At 63.0% G+C, this 16,269-nt stretch carries 16 protein-coding genes; 9 read left to right on the top strand and 7 right to left on the bottom strand.

Going from position 1 to position 16,269, the window contains the following annotated elements; genetic code table 11:
• The first annotated feature begins 135 nt into the window (after positions 1–135).
• Genes QYC26_RS02795 through QYC26_RS02805 form a run of 3 tightly spaced genes read left to right on the top strand, consistent with a single transcriptional unit; the run spans position 136 to position 3,498 of the window.
• On the top strand, positions 136–1,419 hold the full coding sequence (locus QYC26_RS02795; RefSeq protein WP_317513882.1) for an MFS transporter: 1,284 nt from the start codon (positions 136–138) through the stop codon (positions 1,417–1,419).
• Positions 1,416–2,336, top strand: a complete 921-nt coding sequence (gene cysK / locus QYC26_RS02800) for a cysteine synthase A (RefSeq protein WP_317513883.1) — start codon at positions 1,416–1,418, stop codon at positions 2,334–2,336. Before QYC26_RS02795 ends, cysK begins: the two co-directional genes overlap by 4 nt.
• Before the next feature lie 4 nt (positions 2,337–2,340).
• Complete coding sequence (locus QYC26_RS02805) at positions 2,341–3,498, top strand: cell wall hydrolase (protein ID WP_317513884.1); 1,158 nt, start codon at positions 2,341–2,343, stop codon at positions 3,496–3,498.
• Here the strand turns inward: QYC26_RS02805 and QYC26_RS02810 are convergent, their stop codons facing one another.
• From QYC26_RS02810 to hisI, 4 genes are all read right to left on the bottom strand, one after another.
• Positions 3,499–3,912 (bottom strand): acyl-CoA thioesterase, encoded by a 414-nt coding sequence (locus QYC26_RS02810; RefSeq protein WP_317513885.1) that lies wholly within the window; start codon positions 3,910–3,912, stop codon positions 3,499–3,501.
• Positions 3,913–4,102: 190 nt separating this feature from the next.
• Entirely contained in the window at positions 4,103–5,896 is a 1,794-nt protein-coding gene (locus QYC26_RS02815; RefSeq protein WP_317513886.1) for an acyl-CoA dehydrogenase C-terminal domain-containing protein, read from the bottom strand.
• A gap of 38 nt (positions 5,897–5,934) precedes the next feature.
• Positions 5,935–6,363 carry a MerR family DNA-binding transcriptional regulator gene (locus tag QYC26_RS02820; RefSeq protein WP_317513887.1) on the bottom strand — a complete coding sequence of 143 codons (429 nt, stop codon included), beginning with the start codon at positions 6,361–6,363 and terminating at the stop codon, positions 5,935–5,937.
• Between the two features lie 51 nt (positions 6,364–6,414).
• Positions 6,415–6,777, bottom strand: a complete 363-nt coding sequence (hisI, locus tag QYC26_RS02825) for a phosphoribosyl-AMP cyclohydrolase (RefSeq protein ID WP_317513888.1) — start codon at positions 6,775–6,777, stop codon at positions 6,415–6,417.
• A 172-nt stretch (positions 6,778–6,949) separates the two neighbouring features.
• Here hisI and purF point away from each other — a divergent pair, with 172 nt between their 5' ends.
• Together purF and QYC26_RS02835 are read left to right on the top strand one after the other, a co-directional pair.
• Entirely contained in the window at positions 6,950–8,407 is a 1,458-nt protein-coding gene (purF, locus tag QYC26_RS02830; protein ID WP_317513889.1) for an amidophosphoribosyltransferase, read from the top strand.
• Positions 8,408–8,479: 72 nt separating this feature from the next.
• Positions 8,480–9,193 carry an SDR family NAD(P)-dependent oxidoreductase gene (locus QYC26_RS02835; RefSeq protein WP_317513890.1) on the top strand — a complete coding sequence of 238 codons (714 nt, stop codon included), beginning with the start codon at positions 8,480–8,482 and terminating at the stop codon, positions 9,191–9,193.
• A 30-nt stretch (positions 9,194–9,223) separates the two neighbouring features.
• On the opposite strand, the gene QYC26_RS02840 is transcribed toward QYC26_RS02835, so the two are convergent.
• Positions 9,224–10,252 carry a 2-oxoacid:ferredoxin oxidoreductase subunit beta gene (locus QYC26_RS02840; RefSeq protein ID WP_317513891.1) on the bottom strand — a complete coding sequence of 343 codons (1,029 nt, stop codon included), beginning with the start codon at positions 10,250–10,252 and terminating at the stop codon, positions 9,224–9,226.
• The gene (locus QYC26_RS02845) at positions 10,249–12,138 is read right to left on the bottom strand and encodes a 2-oxoacid:acceptor oxidoreductase subunit alpha (protein WP_317513892.1); all 1,890 of its coding nucleotides are present in this window, start codon (positions 12,136–12,138) and stop codon (positions 10,249–10,251) included. The genes QYC26_RS02840 and QYC26_RS02845 overlap by 4 nt, the downstream gene beginning before the upstream one ends.
• Before the next feature lie 203 nt (positions 12,139–12,341).
• Between QYC26_RS02845 and QYC26_RS02850 the strand changes: the two genes are divergently transcribed.
• From QYC26_RS02850 to QYC26_RS02865, 4 genes are read left to right on the top strand one after another with little or no spacing between them, the layout of a single operon-like run.
• Positions 12,342–13,319, top strand: a complete 978-nt coding sequence (locus QYC26_RS02850) for an alpha/beta hydrolase (protein ID WP_317513893.1) — start codon at positions 12,342–12,344, stop codon at positions 13,317–13,319.
• Positions 13,316–13,798 (top strand): RNA pyrophosphohydrolase, encoded by a 483-nt coding sequence (locus tag QYC26_RS02855; protein WP_317513894.1) that lies wholly within the window; start codon positions 13,316–13,318, stop codon positions 13,796–13,798. The genes QYC26_RS02850 and QYC26_RS02855 overlap by 4 nt, the downstream gene beginning before the upstream one ends.
• Before the next feature lie 12 nt (positions 13,799–13,810).
• Positions 13,811–15,307, top strand: a complete 1,497-nt coding sequence (locus QYC26_RS02860; protein WP_317513895.1) for a PAS domain-containing protein — start codon at positions 13,811–13,813, stop codon at positions 15,305–15,307.
• Positions 15,308–15,329: 22 nt separating this feature from the next.
• A complete protein-coding gene (locus QYC26_RS02865) occupies positions 15,330–15,758 on the top strand; it encodes a nuclear transport factor 2 family protein (RefSeq protein ID WP_317513896.1) in 429 nt (142 codons plus the stop codon).
• A 42-nt stretch (positions 15,759–15,800) separates the two neighbouring features.
• Here the strand turns inward: QYC26_RS02865 and QYC26_RS02870 are convergent, their stop codons facing one another.
• The gene (locus QYC26_RS02870) at positions 15,801–16,187 is read right to left on the bottom strand and encodes a response regulator (RefSeq protein ID WP_317513897.1); all 387 of its coding nucleotides are present in this window, start codon (positions 16,185–16,187) and stop codon (positions 15,801–15,803) included.
• Positions 16,188–16,269 lie beyond the last annotated feature (82 nt).

The following is a 16,269-nucleotide window of genomic DNA, read 5'->3' on the forward strand; positions in this document are numbered from 1 at the left end:
ACCCTCTGTCTTTGCCCGATCTTTGCACCGCGAAAAGCGACATGCCATGGCCATTCGACGAACGACGTCGGCGAATTTGTTCGTTGCAAGCTTTCCTCGGTTGAAACGGCGGTTTTTGCGGGCATAGAAGACCGCGTGGAAAAACAACGTCATCCCCTCGCCTACCGCGATTTCGCCTGTTACTTCACCGCGCGTCTCACCAGCACGCTGGCGCAGATGGCCATGGTGATCGTCATCGGCTGGCAGGTGTACGACATCGCCCGTACCCAGCTTGGCATGTCCCCCAAGGAAGCCGCCTTTCAGCTTGGCTTGATCGGCGTGGCACAGTTCGTGCCATTGTTGCTGCTCACGCTCGTCGTCGGCTGGGTGGCCGACCGGATGGATCGCCGCTGGATCGCGCGCGGGGCCGTGGCGCTGGAGGCCGGCTGCGCGCTCGCGCTCGCCTGGATGACGCACAACGGCACGGTCAGCCTGCCCGCCCTGTTCACGGTCGCCGCCCTTCTGGGCGTCGCACGCGCCTTTGCCAGCCCCGCGCTGCAGGCGCTTGCTCCCAATCTGGTGCCCGCCGCCGTGCTGCCCACTGCGATCGCGATGAGCTCGATTGCGTGGCAGACCGGATCGGTGTTCGGCCCGGCAATGGGCGGCTATCTCTATGCGCATGATCATGCGCTGTCCTATTGGGTCAGCACCGCGCTGTTCGCCGTCGCCTTTGTCGCGTTGACGCTGGTGCGGCCTGTCCCGATCCCCAAGATCCAGAACACCGCCAAACCATGGCAGCAGATGATCGACGGGCTGCGCTATGTTCGCCAGAACCGGCTGGTGCTGGGCGCGATCTCGCTCGATCTCTTCGCCGTCCTGCTGGGCGGCGCGACCGCGATGCTCCCCATCTATGCGCGCGACGTGCTGCATGTCGGCGCCGAAGGGCTCGGCCATCTGCGCGCGGCCCCGGCGGTGGGTGCGGTACTGATGGCGCTGTGGTTCTCGTGGCGGCCGCTGCGCAATGATGTCGGCGTGAAGCTTCTTATTGCCGTTGCCATTTTCGGGCTTGCGACCGCGATTTTCGGCATGTCGCGCACCATGCCCCTGTCACTTGCCATGCTCGCCCTTCTGGGCGCAGCCGATATGCTTTCGGTTTATGTCCGCCAGTCGCTGATCCAGCTTTACACGCCGGATTCCATGCGCGGCCGCGTGGGTGCGGTGTCGACGCTGTTCATCTCGGGATCGAACGAACTGGGCGAAGCGCGCTCTGGATTCCTCGCGGCGCTGGCCGGCCCGGTCACCGCAACGGTTGCAGGCGGCATCGGCGCAATCGCGATTGCGGCGCTGTGGGCGCGCTGGTTCCCAGAACTGCGTCTTGCGCGTACATTCTCGCAACCTGACCATCTTGACGATTTGCCTCTGAAGGAGAACGCGAAATGAAGGCCAATTCGATCCTGGAGACGATCGGCAATACCCCCCATATCCGGGTGCAGCGGCTGTTCGGGCCGGCCGAAGTCTGGATCAAGTCGGAACGCAGCAATCCCGGCGGGTCGATCAAGGACCGTATCGCGCTTTCGATGATCGAGGCGGCAGAGGCATCGGGCGAACTGAAGCCCGGCGGCACGATCGTTGAGCCCACCTCGGGCAATACCGGCGTCGGCCTTGCAATGGTTGCGGCGGTGAAGGGCTATAAGCTCATCCTCGTCATGCCCGAAAGCATGTCGCTCGAGCGCCGCCGCCTCATGCTGGCTTATGGCGCCAGCTTCGATCTCACGCCCAAGGAAAAGGGCATGAAGGGCGCGATCGAACGCGCCAGCGAACTCGTTTCGCAGATGCCCGGCTCGTGGATGCCGCAGCAGTTCGAAAACCCCGCCAATATCGATGTGCATGTGAAAACCACAGCGCAGGAAATCCTGAAGGACTTTCAGGATGCCCCGCTCGACGCGCTCGTCACCGGGGTGGGCACCGGCGGCCATATCACCGGCACCGCCGAGGTGCTGAAAAAGGCATGGCCGAACCTCAAGGTCTTCGCGGTCGAACCGACGCTGTCGCCCGTGATCTCGGGCGGCCAGCCGGGCCCGCACCCGATTCAGGGCATCGGCGCCGGCTTCATCCCGGCCAATCTGCACACCCAGCTGATCGACGGCGTGATTCAGGTGGACCCGGCCGATGCCAAGGAAATGGCACGCCGCGCCGCACGCGAGGAAGGCATGCTCGTCGGCATTTCGTCCGGCGCGACGCTGGCCGCCATCGCCCAGAAGCTGAAAGAACTGCCCGAAGGCAGCCGTGTGCTCGGCTTCAACTACGACACCGGTGAGCGCTATCTTTCGGTGCCGGACTTCCTGCCCGAAAGCTGAAGGGTTGGACGCCGCTTCACTTTTCGGTGAAGAGCCGCCACGCGCCGATCCACTGGCAAGGGCGCTGATCCTTGCCTTTGGGATCGGCACGGTGGCGGCGGGCTGCGCGGTTGCCTGGGCCGATCCACCCGCGCCTCCCCGCCTCCACAGCACCGCGCGGGCCGCGCCGCTTCCCAAACTCAGCGCGCCGCCCCCGGTAGAACCGCTCGAAGTGCGCGACCTGACACCTGCCGAGGCCGTCGCATTCAACGCGACGATCCCCTTTTCAACCGCCCCCAACCCGGCTGCCCGCCCGTTCAAGCTGGCGGTCACCGGCGTGGAACGCGAACGCGCCACCGACTGTCTTGCCGCCGCCATGTTGTACGAGGCGGGTTCGGGCGATCCGCCCGGCCAGCGCGCCGTGGCGCAGGTCGTGCTCAATCGGCTACGTCACCCGGCTTTTCCGAAAACGGTGTGCGGGGTCGTGTTCGAGGGCGCGGAGCGGACAACGGGGTGCCAGTTCACCTTCACCTGCGACGGCGCCATGGCCCGCCTGCCCGCACCCGATATGTGGGATCGTGTCCGCACGCTGGCGGCCAAGATTCTGAACGGCGAAGTCTATCGCCCGGTCGGCCACGCAACCCATTATCACACCGACTGGGTCGTTCCCTATTGGAGCGACAGCCTCGACAAGATCACCGCCGTCGGCACGCATCTTTTCTTCCGCTGGCAAGGCTGGTGGGGAACACCCCCCGCCTTTCGCCGCCAGTATGACGGGCCGGAGCCGGAAATCGCGAAGCTCGCAGCGCTTTCACCCGCCCATGCCGGCGCCGTGCAATTGGCGGATACGGGGACGACGGGCCTGGTCCCCGCCAGCGTACCGCGTGCGATGACGATCATCGATGGCAGCTTCATCGCCACGCTTGATCAGTCCGCCTTGCCCGAAAGCTTCGAAAGCCTGGCGCGCGAAACCTGCGGCACGCGCAGCTATTGCAAGTTCATGGGGTGGACCGATTCCGCCCAGGTGCCCGGCGCGTTGCCGCTGACCAACGAGGCGATGGCCGCGATGTCGTTCAGCTATCTGCGCGATGAGAAGACGGGCTTTGAAAAGGCGCTGTGGAACTGCGCCCAGTTCAAACGCGCGGAGCCGGGCCAATGCATGAAGCCCCGCGCGCTGGGCTGATCAGACGGACAAGAATTCGCCAATCGGCCGCGGCCGGCGGTGGTTGTCGATCGCAACGAAGGTAAAGATCGCCTGCGTCACCCGGTGTTCGGAATCGCCGTGGCGATCGCGCGCCCAAGCCTCCACCGCGATCCGCATCGAGGTACGGCCCACCTTGACCAGCCGGGTATAGACCGACACCTCGTCACCAACGAAAACGGGCTGGTGAAACGCCATGCCCTCGACCGCGATCGTCACCGCGCGCCCGCGCGCCAGGCGCGACGCAACCGACGACGCAGCAAGGTCCATCTGGCTCATCAGCCAGCCGCCGAAAATATCACCATAGACATTGGCATTGGCCGGCATCGCGGTGACGCGCACCGTCGGAGCGCCCTCGGGCTTCTCGTTGCTGGAAAAACTGTTTTCTTCAGACATGGACGCAACTTTCATTAAACTGCCGCGCACAGATTGCTGCAACGCAGCATAAATACGCAAGCGCAACTTTCAGCCAAGCGCATAACTGAAACGCAAGCATGGTTCTGCGCCAGAAATAGACCGATCCAAAACGAAAAGCGGGGCCGGTATCGCTACCCGCCCCGCGTTTGCAGAATGGTTTTTCAGCGCCTCAGAATGCCTCGACCGGCAATGCCATCAGCGAATCGGCACCGCCCTCAATCTTGCGGCGCAGCGCACCTGCATCGGGCAACATCCGCTCGCCATAGAAACGCGCCGTCACCAGCTTTGCTTCGTAATAGCCCTTGTCAGCGGGATCGCCTGCCAGCGCGGCGGATGCGGCCTTCGCCATACGCAGCCACATCAGCCCGACCGAAACGATGCCCAGAATATGCATATAGGGCACCGCTGCGGCCCCGGCATTATTGGGGTTCGCCATCGCGTTCTGGAGCAACCACATCGTCGCCGCCTGCAACTCGCCATTGGCCTTTTCCAGCCGCTGCGCGAAATCGGCCAGCTTCTCGTCGGCCTTGGCGGCGGCGACTTCCTCGCCCACGAGCTTGAAAAATGCCTGGACCGCGCGGCCGCCGTTCATCGCAAGCTTGCGTCCAACAAGGTCCATCGCCTGGACGCCGTTGGTGCCTTCATAGATCATCGCGATCCGGGCATCGCGGACATATTGCTCCATGCCCCATTCGCGAATGTAGCCATGGCCGCCATAAACCTGCTGGCTGTTGGTGGCGACGTCATAGCCCTTGTCGGTGCCATAGCCCTTGATCACCGGGGTCAGCAGCGAGATCAGGTCGTCGGCCGCCTGCCGCTCTTCCTCGGTCTGGGCGTTGTGGCTGAGATCGACGAGCAGCGCGCCCCAGAGGAAGAGCGCACGCAGCCCCTCGGTCAGCGCCTTGCCCTCCATCAGCATGCGGCGGACATCGGGGTGGACGAACAGCATATCGGCCTTTTCCGCCGGATCGGCGGGGCCGGTCAGCGCCCGCCCCTGCCGGCGGTCCTTCGCATATTGCACCGCGTTCTGATGGGCGACCTCGGCCTGCGCCAGTCCCTGCAGACCGACTCCCAGCCGCGCGGCGTTCATCATGATGAACATCGCCGCCAGCCCCTTATTCTCCTCACCGACGAGGAAACCGGTCGCCCCGTCATAGTTCATGACGCAGGTGGCATTGCCGTGGATGCCCATTTTTTCCTCGATCGAGCCGCAGCTGACCGCGTTGCGCGCGCCCAGCGAGCCATCGTCGTTCACCATGAACTTGGGCACGATGAAGAGCGAGATGCCCTTCACCGTGTCCGGCGCCCCCGCAACCTTGGCGAGGACCAGATGGATGATGTTGTCGGTCAGGTCGTGCTCGCCCGCCGAAATGAAGATCTTGGTGCCGGTGATCTTGTAGCTGCCATCACCCTGCGGTTCGGCGCGGGTGCGGATCATCCCCAGATCGGTACCGGCATGGGGCTCGGTCAGGTTCATCGTCCCGCCCCATTCGCCCGCGATCATCCTGGGCGTATATTTCTCTTTCTGCTCCTGCGATCCCTTGGCCAGGATCGCCGAAACCGCGCCGAGGGTCAGTCCCTGATACATGGCAAAGGCCATGTTCGAACTGATCAGATATTCCTCGAACGCGGTGGAGACGACATGCGGCAGGTTCTGGCCACCAAATTCCTCGGGCATGCTCAGCGTCATCCAGCCGCCCTCGGCGAACTGGCGATAAGCCTCCTTGAAGCCCGCGGGCGTCGTCACGCTGCCATCGGCATGGCGCGTGCAGCCTTCCGCATCCCCGCTCTGGTTGAGCGGGAACAACACTTCGGCCACGAACCGCCCGCCCTCGTTCAGCACGGCGTCGACGGTTTCGGGCGTCACATTCTCGAAACCGGGCAGATTGGCATAGCGATCCAGCCCGATCACCTCGTCGAGGATGAAGCGCGTATCGCGAACGGGCGCGGTGTAAATCGGCATGGTCTCTCTCCGAAGGGAATGTCTTTTTCTGAAGGGGCTCAGCGGTCTGCGCTGATATCGGCGTCTTCCACCGTCACCACGAAACGCGCGAGTTCGTCGATCGCGGCGTCGATATCGACGCGCTGGCGCTTGAGCAGATCGATCCGCGCCCGGCATTTCTCGATTGTCACACGGCGCTGTTCCTGCCGACCGTCGCCCAGATCATAGAGATCTATCATCTCGCGAATATCAGACAGGCTGAATCCGACCCGCTTGGCGCGGAGGATCCAGGCAAGCCGCGCGCGATCGCGCTTGGTATATATCCGCGTCGTCCCGCGGCGAACGGGGGAAATCAGCCCCTCATCCTCATAAAAGCGCAGCGCGCGGGGCGTAATTTCGAATTCCTCGGACAGGTCCGAAATCGAGTAGATATGCCGGTCCCGCACATCCGGCATATCGATCGTTGCATGAGTCGATGTCTGGGTCATGCCGGGCAGGCTATTTAACGCTCACGTTAACGTCAATATGTTGACGCTGCGTCAATCGACGCGAACAAGCCCCTCGCCCTCGATCCGGCGATAAAAGCAGCTGCGCTCGCCGGTATGGCATGCAGGGCCAGCCGCATCGGCGATCACCCAGATCGCATCCTGATCGCAGTCGATGCGCATTTTAACGACGCGCAGAACATTGCCCGATGTCTCGCCCTTCATCCACAGCGATTGCCGGCTGCGCGACCAGAAATGCGCGATCCCCGTTTCCTGCGTCCTGGCCAGTGCCTCGGCATTCATATGCGCCAGCATCAGCACCTGCCCGTCGCCAGAATCGGTGACGACGGCGGTCACCAGCCCGTTGGCGTCATATTTGGGATTGAGCGTTGCGCCCGTTTCACGATCGTCTGCCATGGCCTTGCGCATAATCGATCCACCGCCGCCGGGCACCCGATTTTTCGCGCAATCGTCATGAAAATATGAGAGATTACACAGGGCCGCTGCGCAATTGCATGTCAAGAGGGCGACAAAGCCGAACGCACTGCCTATATGCGCCCCGAACGCTGCTGAGCGACAGGCGAATCACATGCTTACCACCAATCCTTTCGACGACGACAAACTCCGCGAGGAGTGCGGTATTTTCGGCATTTCCGGTGCGGATACCGCCTCTGCCGTGGTGGCCCTTGGCCTCCATGCGCTGCAACATCGCGGGCAGGAAGCCGCTGGCATCACCAGTTTTGACGGCAACCATTTCCACACCCACCGGGCCATGGGCCATGTTGCTGGCAATTTCGACCGCGACGAAGTGATCCGTGGCCTTCCCGGCCGTGTCGCGTGCGGCCATGTCCGCTATTCCACGACCGGAGAAACCTCGCTGCGCAACGTGCAGCCACTGTTCGCCGATCTTGCCTCGGGCGGCTTTGCGATCGCACATAACGGCAATATCTCGAATGCGATGAAGCTGCGCCGCGATCTCGTGCGTCGTGGTTCAATCTTCCAGTCGACCTCCGACACCGAAACGATCATCCACCTGGTCGCCACGTCGGCGTACCGCACGCTGCTCGACAAGTTCATCGATGCGCTGAAGCAGGTCGAAGGCGCCTATTCGCTCATCGTCATGACCCCGGAAGGCATGATTGCCTGCCGCGATCCGCTGGGCATCCGCCCGCTGGTGATGGGCAAGCTCGACAAGGCCTATATCTTCGCGTCGGAAACCGTGGCGCTCGACGTTGTCGGCGCTGAATATGTCCGCAGCGTCGAGCCCGGTGAAATGGTCGTGGTGCGCGACGGTGAAATCCAGTCGATGCACCCGTTCGACAAGGTCGGTGCCCGTCCCTGCATCTTCGAACATGTCTATTTCTCGCGTCCCGATTCGATCGTCGACGGCTCGTCGGTCTATTCGGTCCGCAAGGCGATCGGCGCCGAACTCGCGATCGAAGGGCCGGTCGATGCCGATCTCGTCATCCCCGTTCCGGATTCGGGCGTTCCCGCCGCGATCGGCTACGCCCAGCAATCGGGCATCCCGTTCGAACTGGGCATCATCCGCTCGCACTATGTCGGCCGCACCTTCATCCAGCCGGGTGACAAGGTTCGCCACCTCGGCGTGAAGCTGAAGCACAACGCCAATCGTGCGCTCATCGCTGGGCAGCGCGTCGTGCTGATCGACGATTCGATCGTACGCGGCACCACGTCGCTCAAGATCGTGCAGATGATGCGCGAAGCCGGCGCGAAGGAAGTGCATATGCGCATCGCCAGCCCGCCGACCAAGCATAGCTGCTTCTACGGCGTCGACACGCCCGAACGCGCAAAGCTGCTCGCCGCGCGGATGGATCTTGAGGCAATGCGCCAGTTCATCCAGGCCGACAGCCTGTCCTTCATCTCGATCGAGGGGCTGTACCGGGCACTGGGCGAAAATAACCGCGCTTCCGGCAGCCCGCAATATTGCGATGCCTGCTTCACCGGCGATTATCCCACGACGCTGACCGATCAGGACGATCTGGGCCCTGACGACCAGTTCTCGCTGATCGCGGAGCGCGTAAACTAAACACTTCCTTCCACTTGTGCGGGCCGGGCGAAAATGATCGTCCGGCCCGCCAGCGTTTCATGGATTACAGGCATGTCGGCAAAACCGCTCGAGGGTAAACTTGCACTTGTCACCGGCGCCAGCCGCGGCATCGGCGCGGCGACGGCGGAGGCGCTGGCCGCTGCCGGCGCGCATGTGATCTTGACGGCGCGTACGACCGGTGGGCTTGAAGAGGTTGAGGAACGCATCCACAGCGCGGGCGGCCACGCCACCATCGCGCCGCTCGACCTGACCGAAGGCGACAGCATCGCACGCCTCGCCACGGCGATCTCGGGTCGCTGGGACGCGCTTGACGTCCTCGTGCTCAACGCCGCGATGCTCGGCACGCTCACCCCGGTGACGGCTATCGACGCCAAGGAATTCAACAAGATCCTCACGCTCAACCTGTTGTCGCAACAGGCGATGCTGACCGCGTTCGATCCCATGCTGCGCAAAAGCTCCAATGCCCGCGTCTTCGCGGTCACGTCCAGCGTCGGAGCCGCACCGCGCGCCTATTGGGGGGCTTATGGCGCCTCGAAGGCCGCACTCGAAACGCTGGTTCTCGCTTATGGCGAAGAGGTGAAGAACATCTCCAACATCCGCACCGCGATCATCGATCCCGGCGCCACCGCCACCGCCATGCGCGCCAAGGCGTTTCCGGGTGAGGATGTCAGCACGATCAAGCAGCCCGGCGCCGTGGGCAGCCGAATCGCCGCCCTCGCCGCACAGGATCTGGAAACCGGATACCGCGAGCGCGTCGAAGCCTGACGCACGCCTGAAGCAGCCCCGTTGCCCGCGCTATTCGGTCCGGGGCTCCTTCTCGACCATCCAGGTTTGCCCCTTGCTCAGCAGTTTTTGAAGATCGGCCGCCTTGCCGGTGGACGCCTCGGCATTTTGCGCGGCAACCGCCGTTTCGAAGGTGGGGCGTGGATCGTCATAGATCACGCCCAAGGCCATCGGGAAGCTGCCAAAGGGCAGTTCCACCAGCATGTGCGCCACCGATCGGTTGACGACGTCGTGCACCTGAACCCCGGCACTTTCCCAGTCACCGTCCGTTACCTCGACCACGTCAAGGTGCAGACGATCGAGGTTGAGCTTCAATCCGCGCGTGCCATTGGCGAAAAGCATCGGCTGCCCATGCTCAAGCCATAGCTGCGCTTCGGGCGCATTCGCCTTGTCTGTGAAGGGTGCGAAGACATCGTCGTTATAGACGATACAGTTCTGGAATATCTCGACAAAGGCGGCGCCTTTATGCGCGTGCGCGGCCTTCAGCACATCGGGCAGCTTCTTGTGCACGTCGATCCCGCGCGCCACAAAACGCGCCCCTGCCCCCAGCGCAAAGGCGCACGGACTCGCGGGCCGGTCGACCGATCCGAAGGGCGTCGAGGGGGAACGCGTGCCAAGCCGTGACGTGGGCGAATATTGCCCCTTGGTCAGCCCGTAAATCTCGTTGTTGAACAACAGGATCTGGCAGTCGAGATTGCGACGCAGCAGGTGCATGGTGTGATTGCCGCCGATCGACAGCGCATCACCATCCCCCGTGATGATCCAGACATCGAGCGCCGGATTGGCGAGCTTCACCCCCGTCGCAATCGCCGGCGCGCGGCCATGGATGGTGTGGAAGCCATAGGTTTCCATATAATAGGGAAAGCGGCTGGAACAGCCGATGCCCGAGATGAACACCGTGTCCTCCGGGCGCACGCCGAGTTCAGGCATGGTCCGCTGCACGGCCTTCAATATTGCATAATCGCCGCAGCCGGGGCACCAGCGAACCTCCTGATCCGTTTCCCAATCCTTGGGCGTGCCGATCTTCGTCATCTCGTTCATGCCAGCGCCTCCTCAATGGCGGCCTCGATTTCGGCGATGCGGAAGGGCTGCCCGCTGACCTTGCTGAGCGAGCGGGCATCGACGAGGAACTGATCGCGCAACAGCGTCTTCAACTGGCCGCTGTTCATCTCGGGCACGATAATCCGATCGAACCCGCGCAGCAGATCGCCCAGATTGTGCGGCAGCGGCCAGATATGGCGGAGATGGATATGGCTGACATCCTGCCCCTTGGCGCGTTGTCGGCGCACCGCCTGATGGATCGGGCCAAAGGTCGATCCCCACCCCACCATCGCCAGCCTGCCCTGCGCCTCGCCCAAACAGACCTGCTGGTCGCCGATGCTGTCCGCGATGCCGAGGATCTTGTTGCGGCGGATATCGGTCATCGCCTGGTGATTGGCCGGCGAATAATCGATATGCCCCGTCCCCACCGCCTTTTCGATGCCGCCGATACGGTGCATCAGTTCGGGCGTCCCGGGCCGCACCCAGGGGCGTTTCAGCCTTTCATCGCGGGCATAGGCCTGAAACCCGCCTTCGGGCGCATGATCGAGGAACTGGACCGGAAACGGCGCATAACCGTCCATATCGGGCACTTTCCACGGCTCAGCCGCATTGGCGATATAGCCGTCGGTCAACAGCATCACCGGCGTCATATATTGCGTGGCAATCCGGCACGCCTCGATCGCGCAGTCGAACGCATCCGCCGGGGAGCGCGCTGCGATCACCGCGAGCGGGGCATCCCCGTTGCGGCCATAGACCGCCTGGTACAGATCGGATTGCTCGGTCTTGGTGGGCAGCCCGGTCGACGGCCCGCCGCGCTGCGAATTGACGATCACCAGCGGCAGCTCGGTCATGATCGCAAGCCCAATCGCCTCGGTCTTCAGGGCGATGCCCGGCCCCGAGGACGATGTCACCCCCAATGACCCGGCATAGGATGCGCCGATGGCCGAGGCGATGGCCGCAATCTCGTCCTCCGCCTGAAAGGTGGTGACCCCGAATTCCTTCAACCGCGACAAATGATGCAGGATCGCCGACGCCGGCGTGATCGGATAACCGCCGAAGAACATCGGCAATCCCGCGAGCCTGGCGCCTGCCACCAGCCCCAGCGAAACCGATTCCGCGCCGGTGACCGTGCGGTACAGCCCCGGCTCGACGGGGGCCGGCGCAATATGATGCTGGCGAAATCCGGCATCGGCGAAATCGCCGCCGATCTCCGCCGTTTCGCCATAGGCATGCCCCGCATTGAGCGCGGCGATATTCGCCTCGGCCAGTTCGGGTGCCTTGGCGAACTTGGCATGGAGCCAGTCGATGATCGGCTTGCGGTCCCGCCCGAACATCCACAGCGCCAGGCCCAGCGTCCACATATTCTTGCAGCGCAACGCTTCCTTGTTGCCCAGCCCGAACGGCTTGACGGCCTCGAGCGTCAGCTGCGAAATATTGAACCGGATGAGGTTCCAGCGCGCGAGCGAACCATCGTCCAGCGGATTTTCGGCATAGCCCGCCTTGGCCAGGTTACGCGCGCCGAACTCGCCCTCATCGGCGATGATCAGCCCGCCCGGCTTCAGCACGCCGACATTGGTCTTCAGCGCAGCCGGGTTCATCGCGATCAGGACATCGGGCGCGTCGCCCGCCGTCTCTACCGATGTCGATCCGAAATTGATCTGGAAGGCCGATACGCCAAAGGTGGTTCCCTGCGGGGCCCTGATCTCGGCGGGGAAATCGGGGAAGGTGGCAAGGTCGTTTCCGGCCAGTGCCGTGGACAAGGTAAACTGCCCGCCCGTAAGCTGCATGCCGTCCCCACTGTCCCCCGCAAAGCGGACGACAACGGCATCGGGTTCGGGACTTGAAGCGGCCTCTTGCGGACCTGCCTCATGGACTGCGGATGCCATATGCGATCATCCTGTCTGGTCTCTCCTAAGCGCATGCTAGGCCGGGCAGGCCTTTGCCGCAAACGAGAAAATCGCGCCCCGCCCGAACTATTGGCGGTACCGCGAAAGCCCTAGCGGAAAGCCGGAGAGCAAACAGCGCCGATGGACGAACCGATCCCTCCGCCCTACACATTGCTGCTGCGCGGATGCTTTAGGAGAGCGATGTGACCCAAGCCTATACCCGACCCGACACCAAGGCCTTTCTCACCTATCTCAACGCCATGCCGGGTCCGCGCATGCACGAATTGCCGCCTGCCGATGCGCGTCAGGCGATGCGCGCCATGCGCGATGTGGCCGACGCGCCGATCGGCGATCTGGCGGTGATGCGCGATCTCATGATCCCCGGTTCCGGCGGCCCGATCCCCGCGCGGCTGTTCGACGCGCGGGAAAGCCGCGCGCCCGGCCCGGTCATCGTTTTCTTTCACGGCGGCGGCTGGGTACTGGGCGATCTCGACACCCATGCTCCTTTCTGTGCCGAGGCTGCCCGCGTGCTCGACCTGCCCGTCGTCGCCGTCGATTACCGGCTGGCGCCCGAACATGTCTGGCCGGCCGCGCCCGACGATTGCGAGGCTGCCGCGCGCTGGGTGGCGTCCGCCCCCGAAGCGCTTGGCCGCGGCGTGACGTCGCTCGTCCTCGCCGGCGACAGTGCGGGGGGCAACCTCACCATCGTCACCGCCATGGCGCTGCGCGATCGTCCGGCGGCGGTTCCGGTGATTGTTCAGTTCCCCATCTATCCGGCAACCGATTTCTCGCGCCCTTATGACAGTCATGACGCTTTTGCGGACGGGCATCTGCTGACCGACGAGGCGATGCAGTGGTTCGGCAATCAATATGCCGCCGATCCCGGCCATGTCCGCTCGTCGCCCCTGCTCGGCGATCTTGCCGATCTCCCCCCGGCACTCGTCCTGACCGCAAGCCTCGATCCGCTGCGCGATCAGGGACGCGCCTATGCGTCGGCTTTGGTCGAGGCTGGAATTCCCGTGATTTATCGTGAGGCCAAGGGTAATATCCATGGTTTCATCAACCTTGCCCGTGGCATCCCTTCGTCGGTCGGCGACATCGCTGGCGCGCTTGCCGTGCTGAAACAGCTCGTCAACGAAGCGGAAGCCGGGCGCACCATGATGCAGGCTGCCGCTGAATGACCGAATTCGATCACCTTCCCTATCGCCCCTGTGCCGGCGTGATGCTCGTCAATCACGCCAATCTCGTCTTTGTGGGGCAACGGATCGATAATCCGGAAGATGCCTGGCAGATGCCGCAGGGCGGTATCGATCCAGGCGAAGAGGCCGAGGCGGCCGCGATCCGCGAACTGGGGGAAGAAACCGGGGTTTCCGCAGGCCTTGTCGATATCCTCGCCCGCACGCGCGAAGACCTTGTCTATGATCTGCCGCCCGAACTGGTCGGCAAGGTCTGGAAGGGCCGGTTTCGCGGCCAGCGCCAGAGCTGGTTCCTCGCCCGTTTCAATGGCGCGGACAGCGATATCGACATCCAGACCGCGCATCCCGAATTCCGCGCATGGCGCTGGGTGGAACCGGTGCAGCTTCCCAGCCTGATCGTTCCGTTCAAACGCAAGCTGTACGAAGATATCGTCACCGAATTCTCTCCCTATCTCGCCGCATAGAAAGGCCAGCCCTTGAGCCCCGAAGAAGCCGTTCGCGAAGCCAAACTTCATGAATATGGAATATTCGGGACTCCCCCTGAAAAGCCGTTCGACGACATTGCTGAGTTCGCGGCCGAATTATGCGAATGCCCGATCGCAATCGTGAACCTCGTGGGCACCGAACGCCAATGGTTCAAGGCGATCCGGGGGCTCGACGCCCGCGAGGCCCCCACCCGCAATTCGTTCTGCGCGCATGCCATGCACGAAAAAACGCTCATGACGGTCGAGGATGCGCGGCTGGACCCACGCTTCAGCGCGCACCCCTTCGTCACCGGCGCACCGCATATCCGCTTTTATGCGGGCGTGCCGCTCACCTCGCCCGAAGGCTTTCCGCTCGGCGCACTCTGCGTGATCGACACCAAGCCCCGCGCGCCGCTCAACGCGCTGCAGACGCAAGGGCTGAACGTGCTCGCGGCGCAGGTGATGAACATGCTCGAACTCCGCCGCCGCCTGCTCCGCAAGGAAGAGGAAGACCGGCATCTGGCGGAAACCGACCAGAAATTCCGCCTCATCGCAGACACGATGCCCCAGATGGTCTGGTCCACCACGGCAGAGGGACGTGTCGATTTCTACAATAGCCGCTGGTACGAATTCACTGGCGCTTCCCGGCAGGACGCCTTTGATGTCGCCGTGCCGCCCATGTTCCACCCCGATGACCGGGAACGCGTACGCCGTGCCTGGCACGCGGCCCTCGCCGAGGGCGGTTCCTATGCCATCGAATATCGGCTGCGCCATCACAGCGGCGATTATCGCTGGACGACATCGCGCGCTCTGCCCCTCCGCGATCGGGAGGGCAGCGTGACACGCTGGCTCGGCACCACGACCGATATCCACGACACAAGGCTGGCGCTCGAGGAACGCGAGTTGGTGGCGCAGGAACTGAACCACCGGATCAAGAATATTTTTGCGGTAATCGCGGGGCTGATCAACCTTTCCGCGCGCAAGCATCCAGAGTTTTCGGCGTTGGCAGAGGATCTGCGCGATCGGGTGACCGCGCTTGCCCGCGCGCATGATTATGTCCGCAAACCGCACGGTACGGCGGCCGAAGAAACGCGAACGCGAACCAGCCTGCATGGCATGCTGGGGGAATTGTTCGCGCCCTATAACGACGCACAATCCGGCCGCATTTCGATAGAGGGCGACGACACCGAGATCGACGACCGTTCCGCCACCCCCATCGCGCTTCATTTTCATGAACTTGCCACCAACGCCGCCAAATACGGCGCCTTGTCCGCCCCGGGCGGAAAGGTTCGTGTCCGGATCATCGCCGATCCCGCCAACTGCACCATCCAGTGGCAGGAAACCGGCGGCCCCCCGGTCACCACTCCGCCCACGCGCGAAGGTTTTGGGGCGCAGCTTATCCGCCTGAGCGGAGAGCATCAGCTGCGCGGCACGATCGCGCGCGACTGGCACCCTGAAGGGTTAAGGCTTGCGATTTCTATCCCGCTGGAATCGCTGTCGCGAACCTAGCCCAAAAGAACCGAAGGCCCGCATGCACACCGCAATCGAAGATCTTTTCGACCGCTATGAAAAGCACACAAATGCGGCATTGGCGGGCAGCCCGAACATGGACGCGATCCTCGATATGTATGACGCGGCGTTTATCGGATCGTCACCCATAGGCGTCATGGCGGGCACCAACGACAAGGATTTTCACAAGGCGCTTGCCGCTGGTTTCGAGCGCAATCGCCAGATCGGCGCGAGACGTATGGAGATCGAAAACCTGCGCATAGAGCAGGTCGACGCAATCCATGCGCTCGCCCATATCGATTGGCGCGCAATCTATGACAGCAAAGCATCCTCGAAAATAATCGCCTTTTCGAATGCCTATCTGGTCCGCATCGAAAATGGGCAGGCACGCATATTCGGATGGATCACCGGCGATGAAAACGCTGTGCTGCGCAAGCACGGCATCATTTGATCGTTCGCCGAACAACCCGACGATACCGCCCTAGTTCAGGGCTTAATGGAATACGGGTGGATGTTCCCCGCGCGCTTCGGTTCGCTGATCGACATAATCCATCATCGCGCCAAGGCTTTTACAGGTGAAGGGCTTGGTCATCACACCGATCGCGCCATCAAGCCCGCTCCCGATCTGCGCCGGATTGGCGGTCACGAACACCACCGCGACGCCGTAACGGCTTGCCAGTTCCCGCCCGATATCCGGGCCGGTCGCGCCGTCACGCAGATTGACGTCGACCAGCGCAAGATCTACTTTTTCTGCATAGGCGAGCGCATCCTTGCGATCCGCCGCGATCGCCACAACCTCTGCGCCCATATCGTTGAGACGCCATTCGAGATCGAGGGCGACCAATATTTCATCTTCGACGATAAGTACGCGGCGTTGCATTTCAACGACAATCCTGTTGCAGACCGATAGCGTAATGCACGACCACCCACTTTGTTTCCGATGGGGCGATATGGTTTGCCCC

Origin of the sequence: Sphingomonas sp. C3-2, assembly GCF_033025475.1 — a bacterium.
Classification (GTDB): domain Bacteria; phylum Pseudomonadota; class Alphaproteobacteria; order Sphingomonadales; family Sphingomonadaceae; genus Sphingobium_A.